Origin of the sequence: Rhodococcus sp. 05-340-2 (assembly GCF_002258915.1) — a bacterium.
In the GTDB taxonomy this organism is placed as follows: domain Bacteria; phylum Actinomycetota; class Actinomycetes; order Mycobacteriales; family Mycobacteriaceae; genus Rhodococcoides.
In genome coordinates this window covers 447775-464206 of sequence record NZ_NOYU01000042.1, presented here as the reverse complement: position 1 = coordinate 464206, position 16432 = coordinate 447775, and the positions used below count along the sequence as shown (strand labels likewise).

Sequence of the window (16432 nt, the reverse complement as noted above, 5' to 3'; positions counted from 1 at the left end):
AGTGGGAAGTGGTGTGGTTCATGAGGGTGTATCGCGGATTCGTACTCGCCGCGGTGGGAGTGGTTGCTTCGGTGGCAGTCCTGTCGGGATGTAGTTCTGCGTCGGACATCTCCGAGCCGTCGGTTCCGATCGACTCCAACCCGATGACCGAGCTGATGAAGCCGAAGCTGACGTCGAGCGTCCTCGACGGAGCCGTCGGATTCTCGCCGGCGGACCCGGTGACCGTCTCGGTTGCCGACGGCAAGTTGTCCTCGGTGACGATGCTCAACCCGGAGGGCAAGCCCGTCTCCGGAGCCATTTCGCCCGACGGATTGTCGTGGACCAACACCGAACCGCTCGGCTACGACCGCGAATACCGCGTCCAGGCCGATGCGTACGGACTCGGGGGAGCGTCGAGCACGGTATCGAGCTTCACCACCAGCCAACCCGGCAACTTCACCAAGCCCTACGTTCTGCCGAACCCCGGCGACGTCGTCGGAATCGGTCAGCCGGTCGCGGTTCAGTTCGACGAACCAATCACCGACAAGGTCGCCGCGCAGAACGCCATCACGGTCACCACGACGCCTGCCGTCGAGGGCGCGTTCTACTGGGTCAACAACAAGGAAGTTCGCTGGCGTCCGCAGAACTACTGGGCACCGGGCACCAAGGTCGACGTGGCGGTCGACGTGTACGGGCGCGATCTCGGGGACGACATCTTCGGCCAGGAGAACGCCACGACATCGTTCACGATCGGTGACGCCGTCATCGCCACCGCCGACGACAACACCAAGCAGGTGACGTTCAACGTCAACGGCCAGGACGTCATCACCATGCCGACGTCGATGGGCAAGGACAGCACTCCCACCGACAACGGCGTCTACATCATCGGCGACCGCTTCGAGCATCTCGTGATGGATTCGTCGACCTACGGTGTGCCGGTGAATTCGTCCAGCGGATACCGCACTCCGGTCGACTGGGCCACGCGGATGTCCTACAGCGGCATCTTCTTCCACTCCGCACCGTGGTCGGTGGGACAGCAGGGCTATTCCAATGCCTCGCACGGGTGCCTGAACCTGAGTCCCACCAACGCGAAGTGGGTCTACGACAACACCAAGCGCGGCGACATCGTCGTCGTGAAGAACACCGTCGGTGGAACGCTGTCGGGTACCGACGGCCTCGGTGACTGGAACGTCCCGTGGGACGAGTGGAAAGCCGGGAACGCCACCACGGTCTGATCGGACCCGATTCGGCCGATCAGCTTCGGTCGCGAGTCTGGTACAGCGAGGGATCGATGCCCAGGGTCTTCAGGTACGCCACCGGTTCGATGCTCGAACCATTGTTGCGGACCTCGAAGTGCAGATGCGGTCCGGTCGAATTTCCGGTGCTGCCGACTGCGCCGAGAACGTCGCCCGGTGCCACTTCGTCGCCGACCGCGACGGCGATGCTGGACTGGTGGCCGTAGTACGTCTCGGTGTTGCCACTCTTGACCCGGACGAGCTTGCCGTAGCCGTCGCCTGCGTCTCCGGCCTGAACGACGGTTCCGCCGGTCACCGCGTGGATGGGGGTTCCGCTGTCTGCCGCGAAGTCCACACCCTGGTGGTACTGCGCTCCGTTGCCGGTCGGGTTGTTGCGTCCGCCGTAGCCCGAACTGATGCGGTACTTGCCTGCGTCGATGGGGAGCACTGCCCCGCCGAGCCCTACCGTCGGGGCCGCGGTCGGGAGTTCGATCTCGGGTACGTCCACTGTGCTCGGGGCGTCCGGTGAGTCCGGTGCGGTGAGTACGTCGCTGTCGAGAACGATGGCTGCCACCTGGTTGATGAGGACGCCGGTGGCGTCCAGGACAGCAGCGAGAATCGCGGCCCGTTGCTGCGCGTCGGGCTGCGGTATCGGAATCTGGGGGAGTTCGATCGTGGGTTGAGCGGTGGCCACCGCTGGGCTGAGCAAGCCGGTTGTGCCGATGCACAGTGCTGCCGACAAGATCGAACCCGCTATGACTCTGTGCATTCTGCGACCCACGAAAAGCCTCCTCGTCTGCGTCCTCCGCGCACCGTCGGATGGGTGCGAGCAGGACGTAAGAACATGTTCGGTGACGCTTCGGGGCACGCTGAACTCACGTAACAGAAAACACATGAATCACATTGGTACTTTTCTTCCCCAAAAGTGCCATTGGTAACCGTACGTCACATTAACCCCACAGGAAACCTGAAAGTTGAATTACAACAACGTAATTCGAGGTCAGGGTGGTCGCGTCGGAACCGGGAAGGCTCACGGACCGGGAGATGGACGCACAAAAAAGCCGGTCTCGCGAGGAGACCGGCCTTCTTCGTATGGGGTGAGCGACGGGACTCGAACCCGCGACATCCAGGATCACAACCTGGTGCTCTACCAGCTGAACTACGCCCACCATTGCACGCGTCCGCAGAACCTTTTTGGGCTCTGCATCAGCAGCGTCGACAATACTAGCGGGTTGAATCCGAGGTTGCTAATCCGCCCCCGATTGCGTGTCGAGTTCGGCAACAACTGCCGCGATGTCGCTGGTAGAGGGCCCCGGCGGAGCCACGAAGGCCGTCCGGCGGTAGTACTGCAACTCTTTGATCGACTCCTTGATGTCCGCCAGGGCGCGGTGCGCAAGGCCCTTGGCCGGCTGCCCGTAGTAGATCCGTGGGTACCACCGTCGGGAAAGTTCCTTGATCGAGCTGACGTCGATCATTCGGTAGTGGAGGTAGGTGTCGAGCGCGGTCATGTCGCGAGAGATGAATCCGCGATCGGTCCCGATGGAGTTTCCCGCGAGCGGGACAGTTCCGGCCACCGGGACGTGCTCCTTGATGTACGCCAGTACGCGCTGCTCGGCTTCCTCCAGCGTCACCGTCGATGCGCGCACTTCGTCGGTCAAGCCCGACTTGGCGTGCATGTCGGTGACGACGGCAGGCATGTTCGCCAACGCGTCGTCGTCGGCGTGGATGACGATGTCGACACCCTCCCCGAGGATGTTGAGCTCACTGTCGGTCACCAGCGCCGCAATTTCGATCAACTTGTCCTTGCTCAGGTCCAAGCCGGTCATTTCACAATCGATCCATACGAGTTTGTCCTGCACGCGCTCCACCCTAGTGCGAGCTGCGATGCCACTAGGGTTTGCGGTGGCGATCGAAACCAGTTCAGCATCAGCACACGTTCATGGAGGACGCGGACATGACAGTCGACCCGACGCAGCCGGCACCCACGCTCAGTCCTGCGGAGAAGGCGAAGGCCGCCAAAGCCGCCGCAGTCGAAGCCGCACGGGTGGCGGCCGAAGCGCTGGCAGCAGCGGACGCGGCCGAGGCCGAGGCGCTTGCCGCGGAACAAGGGTCGACACCGACTGCGAACGGTAAGGCTGCCGAGATCTCGGCCGGATATGCCTCTGCGGGTGCAGCTTTGGAGCTGGGAACCGTGGTTCTCGACGGCGTCACCGATCCGGCTGCTCGTATCCGAATTCCGTTGGCGACGTTGAACAGGCACGGTCTCGTTGCCGGGGCCACCGGAACCGGTAAGACCAAGACCCTGCAGGGTATTGCCGAACAACTTTCTGCGGCAGGGGTTCCCGTCGTCATGGCCGATGGCAAAGGCGATCTGTCGGGACTGTCCGCGCCGGGGGAGGACAACGAGAAGATTCGCAGCCGCGCTGCGGACACCGGTCTGACGGACTGGGCTCCGACCGGACACCCGGTGGAGTTTCTTTCTCTCGGCACCGAGGGAATCGGAGTGCCGGTCCGCGCCACCATCACGGCGTTCGGTCCGATTCTGCTGAGCAAAGTGTTGGGGCTGAACAATACTCAAGAATCGACCCTCGGTCTGATCTTCCACTGGTCCGACTCCCAGGGGCTCGCCCTGCTCGATCTCAAAGACCTGCGATCGGTGATCATGCACCTGACCAGTGACGAGGGCAAAGCCGACCTGAAAGGCATCGGCGGGGTCTCCTCGGCCACCGCAGGCGTCATTCTGCGCGCGCTGGTCAACCTCGAAGCAGACGGAGGAGACACCTTCTTCGGTGAGCCGGAACTCGAGACCGAGGATCTGCTGCGCGTCGGACCGGACGGCAGAGGGGTCATCACGCTCTTCGAGCTCGGGGCGCAGGCGTCACGTCCGGTGATGTTCTCCACCTTCCTGATGTGGGTGCTCGCCGACCTGTTCCAGACGCTTCCCGAGGTCGGTGATATCGACAAGCCCAAACTGGTCTTCATCTTCGACGAGGCACACCTGCTGTTCGCCGATGCGTCCAAGGCGTTCCTGCAGCAGGTGGAGCAGACCGTCAAGCTCATCCGATCGAAGGGCGTCGGTGTCTTCTTCTGCACGCAGCTGCCCACCGACGTTCCCAACGACGTGCTCTCACAACTGGGCGCACGTATTCAGCATGCTCTGCGCGCCTTCACGCCCGATGACCAGAAGGCGTTGAACAAGACGGTGCGCACATACCCCAAGACCGACGCGTACGACCTCGAAAAAGCACTGACGTCGTTGGGGACCGGCGAAGCCATCGTGACGGTGCTCTCGGAGAAGGGTGCCCCGACACCCGTGGCGTGGACGAAGATCCGCCCGCCGCGCTCCCTGATGGACACCATCGGCAACGACGCCATCGCGGCGGCCGCGTCGTCGAGCACGCTGTCCGCGAAGTACCGGGAGACCATCGACCGCGAGTCCGCCTACGAGCGCATGAACGCGCGGGTGGCGAACGTGCCAGCTCCGGCCGAGAAGTTCGACATCCCGCTCCTGCCTGCGGATCTGCCCGATCTGCCTCCGAGCGAGCCGGACGGGCCGTCGGCCGCGGAGCGCATCATGGGCAACCCAGCAGTCAAGAGCTTCCTACGATCGGCTGCCTCGGCGGCCGGCCGCGAGATCTCGCGCAGCATCTTCGGAACCGGACGCCGTCGACGCCGCTGAGCTTGCTCAGTCGGGAGTTGAGCCCGCGGAACGACCAGGATTCGGGTATCAGTTGCCGAGCTTCTTGTAGAAGCTGCCGATGATCGGCGCGGAGATGCTGCGCGGGCTGTACTGCCCGGCGACCGACATGCCCTTGCTCAGCAGGCCGGGCACGACGCGCATCTTGTTCTTCGCCAGGCCGTCCAGCGACAGCTTCGCGGTGTAGGCGCTGTCGATCCACAGGAAGTCGGGAACCATCTTGTCCACGATCGACGCATCGGCCGGGTCCGGTGTCTCGGTGCGAACCGGGCCCGGAGCGAGCAGTGTGACGTTGACGCCGGTGCCCGCGAGCTCACCGCGCAGTGACTCCGAGAACGTGTTGACGAAGGCCTTGGTTGCCGCGTACGTCGCATTGTTGGGGATGGCCATATTGCCGGCCGCAGATCCGGTGATGAGGATGCCGCCTGCTCCGCGACCGATCATGCCGGGCATGACCGCGAGCGTGAGATCGTGTACGGCAACGGCATTGAGCTCCACCTGATCGCGCTCGTACGCGGGATCGAGCCCGGCCACCGGTCCGAACGTCGCGATGCCTGCGTTGTTGCACAGGATCGAGATCTCACGCTCGGACAGTTCGGTGACCAGCTCCTGGCGCTGCTCGCGGTTCGACAGATCCGACTGACGCACCTCGACGGCAACGTTGTGCTCGGCCGTGAGCTTCGCGGCCAGCGCCTCGAGCAGTTCGCCGCGTCGGGCCACCACGATCAGCGAGTGACCACGGGCGGCGAGTTCGGTGGCCAGGGCTTCACCGATGCCGGAGGAGGCTCCGGTGACGACGGCGCGGGCATCGGGGCTGGGCTTGGGCAGGCTCACGGTGAGACAGGCTAGCGGACAGATCAGATCGTGGCCGCGAGCCGGGTGCCTTGCTCGATGGCCCTCTTGGCGTCCAGCTCCGCGGCGACGTCCGCACCGCCGATGATGTGCGTTGCGGTGCCCGCGGCCTTCAGTTCGTCGACCAGGTCGCGAACCGACTCCTGGCCCGCGCAGATCACGATGGTGTCCACCTCGAGAACGCGCGGACGTTCGTGCTTCTCGCCGAACGAGATGTGCAGCCCCGCGTCGTCGATCTTCTCGTAGTTGACACCCGAAAGCTGATGCACGCCTTTGGATTTCAGTGCAGCGCGATGGACCCAGCCGGTCGTCTTGGCCAGGCCTGCGCCGATGCGTCCCGGCTTGCGCTGCAGCAGATACACCTCGCGCGGTGACTGCGCGGGCACCGGTGTGGTCAACGCCCCCGGCGCGGCCTCGGGCTCGGTGACGCCCCACTCCTGCTTCCATTCCTTCAGATCCAACGTGGGGGAGGCGTCGGTGGTGAGGAACTCGGAGATGTCGATACCGATACCGCCGGCTCCGATGACCGCGACCCGATCGCCGACGGGCTTGCCGTCGCGCACCAGTTCCGCGTACGACAGCACCGACGGGTGCTCGATGCCGGGGATACGGGGAATCCGGGGGGTGACGCCGGTGGCGAGCACCACCTCGTCGAACTCGCCTGCGACGAGTTCGGCGGCGGTGACTCGGGTGCCGAGGTGAACGGCGACGTCCGCGCTACGAAGTGCGCTGGAGAAGTACCGGATCGTTTCGGCGAACTCCTCCTTGCCGGGAATCAGTCGCGCGATTCCGAACTGCCCGCCGATTTCTGCTCTGGCCTCGAACAGGCTGACGGCGTGTCCGCGCTGCGCGAGATTGAGTGCGGCGGCCAGGCCTGCGGGTCCGGCTCCGACGACCGCAACCTTCTTGGTCCTCTTGGTCGGCAGTAGCTGCAGGTCGATCTCGCGTCCGGCACGCGGGTTGACCAGGCACGAGACCTTCTTGTGGACGAAGGCGTGGTCCAGGCAGGCCTGATTGCACGCGATGCACGTGTTGATCTGGTCGGCGTTGTCGGTGGCGGCTTTCTCGACCCAGAACGGATCGGCCAGCATCGGCCTGGCCATCGCGATCAATTGCGCGTCGCCGCGAGCCAGAATGTTCTCGGCGATCTCGGGCATGTTGATGCGATTGGACGCGGCGACGGGGATGGCCACGTGCTTCTCGAGTTTGCCGGTGATGTCCGCGAATGCAGCGCGCGGCACCGAGGTGACGATGGTCGGCACCCGCGACTCGTGCCAGCCGATATCGGTGTTGATGATGTTCGCGCCCGCAGCCTCGACGTCCTCCGCCAGCGCGACGATGTCAGGCCAGCTCTGGCCCTGTTCCACGAGGTCGGCCATCGACAGCCGGAACACGATGAGGAAGTCGGGGCCGACGGCTGCCCTCGTCTGCCGCACGATCTCGACGGCAATCCGACGGCGATTCTCCGCCGAACCGCCCCACTCGTCGCGTCGCTTGTTGGTGCGTTCGGAGAGGAACTGGTTGATGAAGTAGCCCTCACCGCCCATGATCTCGACGCCGTCGTAGCCGGCGCTCTGGGCGAGCCGGGCGCAGCGTACGTAGTTGCGGATCTGCCAGCGGACGCCCCTCGATGTCAGTCGCCGCGGCCGAAAAGGATTGATGGGAGCCTTGATCGACGACGCCGACACGCTCAGCGGCTGATAGGAATAGCGTCCGGCATGCAGGATCTGCAGTGCGATCTTGCCACCTTCGCGATGGACGGCCGCGGTGATCCGGCGATGCCGACGGGCTTCGATCCGATTGGTCAGCTTGGCTCCGAACGGCAACAGCCAACCGGTGCGATTGGGGGCATAACCCCCGGTGATGATGAGTGCGACTCCGCCGCGGGCACGCTCGGCGAAATAGGCAGCCAGGCGTCCGGTGTCGCGGGCGCGATCTTCGAGGCCGGTGTGAATCGATCCCATGATCACGCGGTTCTTCAGCGTGGTTGCGCCGACATTCAACGGCGACAACAGAATCGGATACGGGCCAGCGGTCTGCTCGGTCTTCACAGCTTCTCCAATACCTCGGTGCACCACTCGGTGAATCCTTCTTCGACGCGAATTCCGCCGCGCAGCACCAGGTATTGATGCAACGCGGTGCCGGTGAGGGCAGCGGGGGCCGGAAAATCCTGCTTCTCGATCAGTCGGTAGACATCGAGGCGGGTGGCATGGACATCGCGATGGCGGGCAACTTCGGCCTTGAGGGCATCGATGTCACCGTTGGCGGCACCGCGGATCTTGACGGCGAGCTCCTCGCGTAACTGCGAGGGATCGGTCGGCGCGGCGATCCAGCGATCGAGCTCGGCGCGACCCGCAGCGCTGACGGAGTAGACCTTCTTGTCGGGTCGACCGTCCTGCGCGACTGCCTCACCGGTGATCCACCCGGCTCCGTCCATCCGCGTCAACGTCCGGTAGATCTGCTGATGCGTTGCGCTCCAGAAGAATCCGATGGACTTGTCGAAGCGGCGGGCGAGTTCGTATCCCGAGCCGCTGAGCTCGGTGAGGGAAACCAGAATCGCGTGTTCCAAAGCCACACCCGAGAGTATGTATGCAACACGGTGACTATGCAACTAGGTGCAGTAAAACCCGACGACGCCGCGGTCTAGTGTTGGCAACCATGGGAACCCAGCCGGAGGCCGCTGTCGTCGGAGTCGCCACAACGCGTAAGCAGGTCACCGCCTGGGGGTTCTGGGACTGGGGCTCGGCGGCGTTCAACGCCGTTGTTCTCACGTTCGTGTTCTCGGTGTATCTCACCGACGCCGTCGGCGACGACCTGCCCGGTTCGATCTCGGCCACCACCTGGTTCAGCTGGACGATTGCCGTGTCCAGCGTCGTCATCGCACTCCTCGCGCCGGTGTGCGGGCAATACTTCGACGCGCGCGGCAAGCGCAAGTGGCTGCTCGGGGTGTTGACCTCACTGACGGTCGTCGTCATGGCCGGCCTGTTCTTCGTCAAGGACGACTACCACTATCTGTGGCTGGGCCTGTTGCTGCTCGGTCTCGGATCGATCATGTTCGAGCTGGCCAGCATCCCGTACAACTCGATGCTGCGGCAGGTCTCCACGCCGGCGAACATCGGCCGCGTATCCGGGTTCGGTTGGTCCATGGGCTATTTCGGTGGAATCGTACTGCTGCTCCTGTGCTACGTCGGTTTCATTGCAGGGGACGGCGACACCCGCGGTGTTCTGGGTCTGAGCACCGACGGCGGACTGAACATTCGGCTCGTCGCTCTGCTCGCCGCCGTGTGGTTCGCCGTCTCGGCCATCCCGGTGATGTTCGCCGTTCCCGAGGTACCGCGGGCCGCCGCCGATCCCAAGGCCGCCGAGGCCGGATTCGCGGCCTCGTACCGGGTGCTGTTTCGCGATGTCCGTGAGCTGTGGAGCGCGGACCGCCGCGCCGTCCACTACTTGATAGCCAGTGCACTGTTCCGGGACGGACTGGCGGGCGTCTTCACCTTCGGGGCCGTGCTCGCCGTCAGCGTCTACGGCATCGGTGCGGGCGACGTCCTGCTGTTCGGCGTCGCCGCCAACGTCATCGCGGGTCTCGGAGCCATCGTCGCCGGACGGTTCGACGACAGAATCGGGCCGAAGAAAGTCATCGTCTTCTCCCTCACCTGCATGATCGCCGCCGGGACAATTCTGCTGTTCGTCTCGGGACCGACGATGTTCTGGATCTTCGGGCTGATCCTGTGCCTGTTCGTCGGACCGGCGCAGTCGTCCGCGCGCATGTTCCTGGCGCGGCTGGCTCCACCGGGACGAGAAGGTCAGTTCTTCGGGCTGTTCGCGACGACGGGACGCGCCGCGTCGTTCCTCGCGCCGTCGCTGTTCGGTCTGTTCGTGTGGATGTTCGACTCCGACCGCGCCGGTATTGCCGGGCTGATCATCGTCCTCGCTGCCGGACTGCTGGCGCTGCTGAAGGTGCGGGCTCCGGAGCGGGTCTAGACGGAGTCGATACGGGCCAGGATCTCGGCCGTCAGTTCCTCGGGCGCTTCTTCCGGGATCCAGTGCGAGATGCCGTCGAGTTCGACGAATCGGTACGGCGCATCGACGAATTCGCCGCAGCGCTCCGCTCCCGCTCGGCCGATGGCTGTGTCGCCGTTGCTCCAGACGTAGGTGGTGGGGACGGTCACCGGAGGAAGGTTCGCGAACTCCTTGGTCATCGCGGCGTACCAGCTCGATGCGGCCGTCAGCGCCCCGGGGACGGTGAGGTGCCGAACGTATTCGTCGTCGAGGCTGTCCGCACCGAACATCGCGCGCAGACGCTGTGCACCGTTCTCGACCAGAACTCGCTCGGCCTTCTCCGGTTCTCGAAGCAGGCCGAAGTACTGCGACCGCTCCTGCTGATCCGGATCCTCGCGGATGGCCCAGTTGAACGCGGCCGAGTGCGGGACCGACGCCGCCGTGAGAGTGCGGACGCGGTCCGGATGCTCGGCTGCGACATGCCAGGCGACCACCGCACCCCAGTCGTGTCCGACCAGGTGCGCCGACGGGAGATCGAGTACGTCGAGCAGGGCGAGGACGTCACCGGTGAGACGTTCGATGCGATAGTGCTCGACGCCGATCGGACGGGCACCGGGGGAGTAGCCCCGCTGGTTCGGGGCGATCACGCGACAACCTGCGCCGACCAAGCCGGGTGTCACCGCGGTCCACGATGCGTTGGTCTGCGGAAAGCCGTGCAGCGCAACCACCGGAACACCGTCCGGTGGTCCCGACATCGCAACGTCGAACACGTACTCGCCGACACTTACCTCGGTCATGAACATCCCTTCGTGGCCGTCTCGTTCTCGAACGGTCAAGCCCGTCGTGGTTCCCATCGGCTCATCCCGAGCATGATCATGCGGATCTGCTTCTCGGTCCGCTCGATCAGATCCTTCTCGTTCTGACTACCCGGTCTGTCGATTTCCAACAGGCCGACCACCGCAGTGAGCATCGTCGAGACCAGGAGATCGGCGGTCATCTCCAGATCGGCGACGTCCCACTGCTCGAGGCCGGGCATGCGGGAGAGGTCGATGGTCAGCTCGCTGACGAACAGTCGCAGCTCGGTGGCGAAGGCACGCCGGACCTCGGTGACGCCGCCGTACCGCTCGCGACTGAGAAAACGGAACTGATCCTCGTGGCTACGAACCTGGCGGACCAGGATGCCGAAGGATTCGGTGGCCGTCTTGGCGCTCGGGTTGCGTCGGGCATCGCGCAGCATCTGTCGCAGCATGCGCATGCTGTCCTCGACCAGGGCGACGCCGAGATCCTCCATGGAGGCGAAGTGCCGGTAGAACGCAGTGGGGACGATTCCGGCGGATCGAGCGACCTCCCGCAGGCTGACGCTGGCGAACGATCGCTCGCGTAGCAGATCGAGGGTGCCCTCGATCAGGGCCTGACGGGTGCGCTCCTTGCGCTCGGCGCGGGTCCCCGGTTCTGTCACAACGTCCAGTTTATGGGCGCGCATTCTGTGATCTCCCTTCCGGTTCCTCCCCGGCACCCCGCAGAACTGTCGATTCGTCCTGTAACGGCCGTCACATAAACGTTGACAGGTACCGGTGTCGCTCTGCCACACTCATGTTAGTGCACAATCGTTCACTGAATGGGTCGTAGGTTTCGATCCGGTTAGGGAGGATGGAATGACGCTTCAAGAACGTCCGTCGCGGACCTCGGGTTCGCGCAAGTTCTCACTTCTTTCCCTGTTCGAGGCCATGGCCACGCCCCACGCGCTCGATCGGTACCTCGAACTAGTCGACCCCATGACGACCGTTCGTGACCTTCGCGGCGAAGTGACCGAGATACACCGGTCCACCGAAGACTCGCTGACTCTCACCATCCGTCCCACGCGTCAGTGGAAGGGATTCAAGGCCGGCCAGTTCGTTCAGGTCGGGGTCGTCATCGACGGAGTACGGCATACCCGCTGCTACTCACCCGCGTGCTCGCAGTACCGCAAGGACGGCCGGATCGAACTGACGATCAAGGCGCATCCCGAGGGCCTGGTGTCGCAGTACCTGCACAAGAACGCGCACATCGGCCTCGTGGTCAGCCTGTCGCAAGCGGACGGCACGTTCGAGCTTCCCGAACCACGCCCGGCAAAGACGCTGCTGATCAGCGGTGGCAGCGGCATCACGCCGGTGCTGTCCATGCTCAGGTCGCTGCTGGACGAGGGGTACAGCAGCGACCTGACCTTCCTGCACTACGCGTTCACCGAGAACGACGTGGCGTACAAGAAGGATCTGGAGAAGATCGCCGCCGAGCACGAGAACGTCAACATCGTGTTCGCGTACACCGAGCAGAAGACGGGCGGTGATCTGTACGGGTTCTTCGGCCAGGAACATCTCGACGCAGTGGCCCCGTGGTTCGCCGAGGCCGACACCTTCCTGTGCGGACCTCCCGGACTGATGAAGGGCGTGACGTCGTTCTTCGACGACGCAGGTCTGGGCGAGCGGCTGCACCTCGAGGAATTCACGCCCCCGTTCGCCACCGTCAGCGACGACGTCACCGGAACCACCACGTTCTCCGGCAGCGATGTGTCCTCGGAGAACGACGGCGAGACGCTGCTCGAGCAGGCCGAATCAGCAGGGCTCTCACCGGCCAACGGCTGCCGGATGGGTATCTGCTTCACCTGCACCTCGGTGAAGAAGTCCGGCTGCACCAAGAACATCAAGACCGGTGAGACCGACACCGAATCCGACAAGAAGATCCAGTTGTGTGTGTCCGTCGCCGTGGGCGACGTCGACATCGACATCTAGATCCACCTCGAACACCGACAACCCAGACCCATCTCGACCCGATCGAATTGGAGATCATCAGATGCTCGGAACAATTCTCTCGATCCTGCCCACCGCCGTCCTGCCCTTTCGCCGCAACGAGACCCTGCCGGACCAGCCGACCGTGCTGACCTTCGAGCAGGTCGAAGAGCTCGGCCGCGAACTCGACGCACTGCGTGCCCGTACCGTCGCCAAGCTCGGCGACGAGGATCGCGAGTACATCTACAAGATCATCAAGGCGCAGCGCGGCCTCGAGATCACCGGACGCGCGTTGATGTACCTGCCCTTCCTCCCGCCTGCGTGGCTGGCAGGCGTCGGTGCACTCGGTGTGGCGAAGATCCTCGACAACATGGAGATCGGGCACAACGTCATGCACGGTCAGTACGACTGGATGCGCGAGCCCGGCCTCAACTCCGAGGTGTTCGAGTGGGACACCGTCTGCCCGGCGGATCAGTGGAAGCACTCGCACAACTACATGCATCACACCTTCACCAACATCGTCGGCATGGACCGCGACATCGGTTACGGCATCCTGCGCATGGACCAGGATCAGAAGTGGAACCCGTACTACCTCGGTAACCCGGTCTACGCGTTCCTGTTGATGACGTTCTTCGAGTGGGGCGTGATGCTGCACGACCTCGAGACCGAGAACATCGTCGCGGGCAAGCGCAAGTGGCACGACGTCAAGCCGCTGCTGCAGGGCATGTGGCGCAAGGCGGGCAAGCAGGCGCTCAAGGACTACGTGATCTTCCCCGCGCTGACCGGTCCGTTCTTCGCTTCCACCGTGGTCGGCAACGTCGCCGCGAACCTCATCCGCAACGTGTGGACCTACTCGATCATCTTCTGTGGTCACTTCCCGACCGGAGTCCAGACCTTCAGCCAGGAAGAGACTGCCGAAGAGACCCGCGGCGAGTGGTACGTGCGTCAGATGCTGGGATCCGCCAACATCGAGGGCACCCCGCTGTTCCACATCATGTCGGGCAACCTCTCGCACCAGATCGAGCATCACCTGTTCCCCGATCTGCCCGCGCATCGCTACCCGCAGATCGCGCCCGAGGTCAAGGCTCTGTGCGAGAAGTACGACCTGCCGTACAACACCGGTGGCTTCTTCCACCAGATCGGCACCGTGTGGGGCAAGATCTTCAAGCTCGCGCTGCCCAACTCGCTCACGGGATCGGCGGCTCCGGCCGGTGTTATCGTCGAGCGTAAGAAGACCAGCGCAGCGTGACGACTTCGAAGGGGGCGGTCCTGTTGGTAGGAAAGTTCGAGCGCAACAAGGACACCGTGCAGGAATTCACCGAATCGGCCGCGACTCATGTCGGCCGGATCGTGGTGATCATCGCCGGAGCCGTCCGCGACGTCACTCGTGAAATCGGCGATCTGATCACCGACGGAATCGAGATGCGTGAGGCGGCGAAGAAGGCGGAGCGTGACGCACCGCTGGGCACCGTGATCAACGGAGAGTTCGAGACCCGCGAGCGGTAGAGCAGTACCCGATCCACACAGCAGTACCAGATCCAATCAGCGCCGCCCGAGCATTGCTCGGGCGGCGCTGTTGTGTGCGGACCCACGGTCAGCGTGCGCGTAGCCGCCACAACGACGTGGTTTCGTGCGAGCGCGCCTCGTGCAGCACATCGGAGCTGTCGGTGACGCGCGAATGCGTCGGAGTGGTGTCGGTGCGGCCGACGACGGCCAGGCCTGCCGCGTCGATGGCCGTGAGAAGGTCTGCGCGAGTGACCAATTCGAGTAGCTCGGCGAGGTCGGAGACCACCAACCATGCCTCACCGTCGGGTGCCAAGTGCCCGCGAAGTCGGCTGAGGAAGGACTTGAGCATCCGCGAGCCTGGGTCGTACACCGCATGTTCGATGCCCGACGTCGGTTTCGTGGGAATCCACGGCGGATTGCACACGATCAGCCCCGCACGCCCGGACGGAAAGATGTCGGCCTGCACCACCTCGACCCGATCGGCGTACCCGAGCGCATCGATGTTGGCTCGTGCGCACGCGACCGACCGTGGATCCTTGTCGGTCGCGACCACCGAGGTCACGCCGCGGCGGGCGAGTACTGCAGCCAGAACGCCCGAGCCGGTGCCGATGTCGAACGCTCGCTCCGTATCCGGCAGTGGTGCGGCGGCGACGAGCTGAACGTACTCGCCGCGGACGGGAGAGAAGACACCGTAGTGCGGGTGGATCGAAGCGTCGAGCGCCGGAACGAAGACGCCCTTGCGTCGCCACTCGTGTGCGCCGACCATGCCGAGGAGTTCGCGCAACGAGAGCACGCACGGCGCAGCGTCAGGGCCGAGAGCTTCGGTCACCGCCGCCGATACGTCCGGTGCCCGGCCGAGATCGAGACGGACTTCCGAATCGAGTTCCACCAGAAGCATTCCCAGTACTCGTGCACGTCGTGCTTGGTACTGGCGGTGCAGATGGAATCGCTCCGCGCCCGACGCGTCCGGCATGTGTTTGGCGGCCGGTACCCGCCGGGTCATCGCCGACAACAGCTGTCGAGCATTGTTGTAATCGCCGCGCCACAGCAGGGCCTCACCGATCGTGGCCATCTTGTACGCCACGTCGGCGGTGGTCGAATCGTTCACGATCCGCACCACACGGGGCGGGGGTGCACCGTTCTCGGACTGCCAGCGGGACGTCCGCTCGCTCCCGTCATCGGTCCACGTGATGCTCGATGCTGCATTCTCGTTCATGCTGCGGTGTGCGGGTACTCCGCACTGCGGTGTTGGAACGCAAGGATATTGGGGTTCACGATGACGCCGTTCCTGATCTCGATCGATCGCTCGATGGTGGCATCACCGCTCCAGGCCGCGGGGCCGTCGAGGACGGTTCGCAGATACGGCAGCAGTGATTCGCTGATCTCCCAGGTGGCCGAGTTCCACAGATAGGAAGGACTGTGGTCGACGGCGTAGTACTTGACGTTGTCGCCGACGGTGAACATGGGATCGGTGAACGACGTGGGCCTGGCCCACTCGAAGCCCATTCCCTCGTCGCAGGAAACGTCGACCACGAGCGTGCCGGGTGCGAGAGTGGGCAGATCGTCGTTCATCAGGAACGTCAACGGTGCATTGGTGTCCTGCAGAACGCAATTGACGATCACGTCGTGGTCGGCGAGGAACTGGGAGAGTGGCACCCGTCCCTCGGGCGTGAGAGCACGGCTCTGTCTGGGATCGGCGTCGTCGAGATCGAAGTTCACGATGTTTGCCGAATGGATGGGCGAACCGACGGCAGTGACACCGCGTTGGGTCAACACGTCGACATCGTGGATGCCGTGCGCGTTCAGAGCGGTGACCGCACCGCGCGCCGTGGCTCCGAAGCCGATGACGGCGGCACGTAACCTTCGGCCGTAATCGCCGGTGGAACCGATCAGCTGCAACGCATGCAGCACCGAGCAGTAGCCGGCCAGTTCGTTGTTCTTGTGGAACACATGGAGATTGAACCAGCCGTCCGGCGTCCAGTGATTCATGGCCTCGAACGCGATCAGTGTCAGCTTGCGTTCGACGGCGATCTGGGTGAGCTGTTCGTCCTGTACGCAGTGCGGCCAGCCCCACAGCGTCTGCCCGGGTCGAAGTGCGTCGAGATCCTCGGCCTGTGGCTTGGGCAGCAGAATCACATCGCACTCGGCGATGAGCTGCTCGCGTGTGCGAATGCCCGCCACTTGGCCGGCCAAGTGCTCGTCCGAAATTCCGAACGGCTCGCCGTAGCCGGATTCGAGGAACATGCGGGCTCGGATGTCGGCATCGATGCGATCGAGATGAAGTGGATGAATCGGAAGTCGCCGCTCATTCGGCTTGCGTGAACGTGAGAGGACTCCGAGAGTGAGCTGATGCACGTGTGACCCTTCGTTACCCGAAGTCAACCACAGTGGGGCGAAGC

15 protein-coding genes and 1 tRNA gene are annotated in these 16432 nt (G+C 64.2%); 6 read left to right on the top strand and 10 right to left on the bottom strand.

Annotated elements, in window-relative coordinates; all coding sequences use genetic code 11:
• Positions 1 to 20 precede the first annotated feature (20 nt).
• Positions 21 to 1214, top strand: a complete 1194-nt coding sequence (locus CH271_RS27340; protein WP_037193631.1) for a L,D-transpeptidase — start codon at positions 21 to 23, stop codon at positions 1212 to 1214.
• 19 nt (positions 1215 to 1233) lie between these two features.
• Here CH271_RS27340 and CH271_RS27335 read toward each other — a convergent pair whose 3' ends face one another.
• From CH271_RS27335 to orn, 3 genes are all read right to left on the bottom strand, one after another.
• Positions 1234 to 1995, bottom strand: a complete 762-nt coding sequence (locus CH271_RS27335) for a M23 family metallopeptidase (RefSeq protein WP_037193207.1) — start codon at positions 1993 to 1995, stop codon at positions 1234 to 1236.
• A gap of 312 nt (positions 1996 to 2307) precedes the next feature.
• Positions 2308 to 2383 (bottom strand) — tRNA-His (locus tag CH271_RS27330).
• Positions 2384 to 2461: 78 nt separating this feature from the next.
• Complete coding sequence (orn, locus tag CH271_RS27325) at positions 2462 to 3073, bottom strand: oligoribonuclease (RefSeq protein WP_094635673.1); 612 nt, start codon at positions 3071 to 3073, stop codon at positions 2462 to 2464.
• 95 nt (positions 3074 to 3168) lie between these two features.
• Between orn and CH271_RS27320 the strand changes: the two genes are divergently transcribed.
• Positions 3169 to 4893 carry a helicase HerA-like domain-containing protein gene (locus CH271_RS27320; RefSeq protein WP_094635672.1) on the top strand — a complete coding sequence of 575 codons (1725 nt, stop codon included), beginning with the start codon at positions 3169 to 3171 and terminating at the stop codon, positions 4891 to 4893.
• Between the two features lie 48 nt (positions 4894 to 4941).
• Here the strand turns inward: CH271_RS27320 and cmrA are convergent, their stop codons facing one another.
• From cmrA to CH271_RS27305, 3 genes are read right to left on the bottom strand one after another with little or no spacing between them, the layout of a single operon-like run.
• Entirely contained in the window at positions 4942 to 5745 is an 804-nt protein-coding gene (gene cmrA / locus CH271_RS27315) for a mycolate reductase (protein ID WP_094635588.1), read from the bottom strand.
• Positions 5746 to 5768: 23 nt separating this feature from the next.
• The gene (locus CH271_RS27310) at positions 5769 to 7814 is read right to left on the bottom strand and encodes an NADPH-dependent 2,4-dienoyl-CoA reductase (protein WP_037193203.1); all 2046 of its coding nucleotides are present in this window, start codon (positions 7812 to 7814) and stop codon (positions 5769 to 5771) included.
• Positions 7811 to 8338: a PadR family transcriptional regulator gene (locus CH271_RS27305; RefSeq protein WP_094635587.1), complete on the bottom strand. Its 528-nt coding sequence runs from the start codon at positions 8336 to 8338 to the stop codon at positions 7811 to 7813. Before CH271_RS27305 ends, CH271_RS27310 begins: the two co-directional genes overlap by 4 nt.
• A gap of 83 nt (positions 8339 to 8421) precedes the next feature.
• Here CH271_RS27305 and CH271_RS27300 point away from each other — a divergent pair, with 83 nt between their 5' ends.
• A complete protein-coding gene (locus CH271_RS27300; RefSeq protein ID WP_094635586.1) occupies positions 8422 to 9744 on the top strand; it encodes an MFS transporter in 1323 nt (440 codons plus the stop codon).
• On the opposite strand, the gene CH271_RS27295 is transcribed toward CH271_RS27300, so the two are convergent.
• Together CH271_RS27295 and CH271_RS27290 are read right to left on the bottom strand one after the other, a co-directional pair.
• Positions 9741 to 10565 (bottom strand): alpha/beta fold hydrolase, encoded by an 825-nt coding sequence (locus tag CH271_RS27295; RefSeq protein WP_094635585.1) that lies wholly within the window; start codon positions 10563 to 10565, stop codon positions 9741 to 9743. The genes CH271_RS27300 and CH271_RS27295 overlap by 4 nt on opposite strands.
• 29 nt (positions 10566 to 10594) lie before the next feature.
• The gene (locus tag CH271_RS27290) at positions 10595 to 11245 is read right to left on the bottom strand and encodes a TetR family transcriptional regulator (protein WP_230592413.1); all 651 of its coding nucleotides are present in this window, start codon (positions 11243 to 11245) and stop codon (positions 10595 to 10597) included.
• A gap of 172 nt (positions 11246 to 11417) precedes the next feature.
• On the opposite strand from CH271_RS27290, the gene CH271_RS27285 reads away from it, so the two are divergent.
• The 3 genes from CH271_RS27285 to CH271_RS27275 all read left to right on the top strand — a co-directional run bounded on the left by CH271_RS27285 (position 11418) and on the right by CH271_RS27275 (position 14033).
• The gene (locus CH271_RS27285; RefSeq protein ID WP_094635584.1) at positions 11418 to 12530 is read left to right on the top strand and encodes a ferredoxin reductase; all 1113 of its coding nucleotides are present in this window, start codon (positions 11418 to 11420) and stop codon (positions 12528 to 12530) included.
• 61 nt (positions 12531 to 12591) lie between these two features.
• Positions 12592 to 13776, top strand: coding sequence for a fatty acid desaturase family protein (locus CH271_RS27280; protein ID WP_037193192.1), 1185 nt, complete (start codon positions 12592 to 12594; stop codon positions 13774 to 13776).
• A 23-nt stretch (positions 13777 to 13799) separates the two neighbouring features.
• The gene (locus CH271_RS27275; RefSeq protein WP_032394788.1) at positions 13800 to 14033 is read left to right on the top strand and encodes a hypothetical protein; all 234 of its coding nucleotides are present in this window, start codon (positions 13800 to 13802) and stop codon (positions 14031 to 14033) included.
• Between the two features lie 88 nt (positions 14034 to 14121).
• Here the strand turns inward: CH271_RS27275 and CH271_RS27270 are convergent, their stop codons facing one another.
• Positions 14122 to 15249: a methyltransferase gene (locus tag CH271_RS27270; protein WP_094635583.1), complete on the bottom strand. Its 1128-nt coding sequence runs from the start codon at positions 15247 to 15249 to the stop codon at positions 14122 to 14124.
• Positions 15246 to 16388 (bottom strand): N(5)-(carboxyethyl)ornithine synthase, encoded by a 1143-nt coding sequence (locus CH271_RS27265; RefSeq protein ID WP_037193191.1) that lies wholly within the window; start codon positions 16386 to 16388, stop codon positions 15246 to 15248. The genes CH271_RS27270 and CH271_RS27265 overlap by 4 nt, the downstream gene beginning before the upstream one ends.
• Between the last annotated feature and the right edge of the window lie 44 nt (positions 16389 to 16432).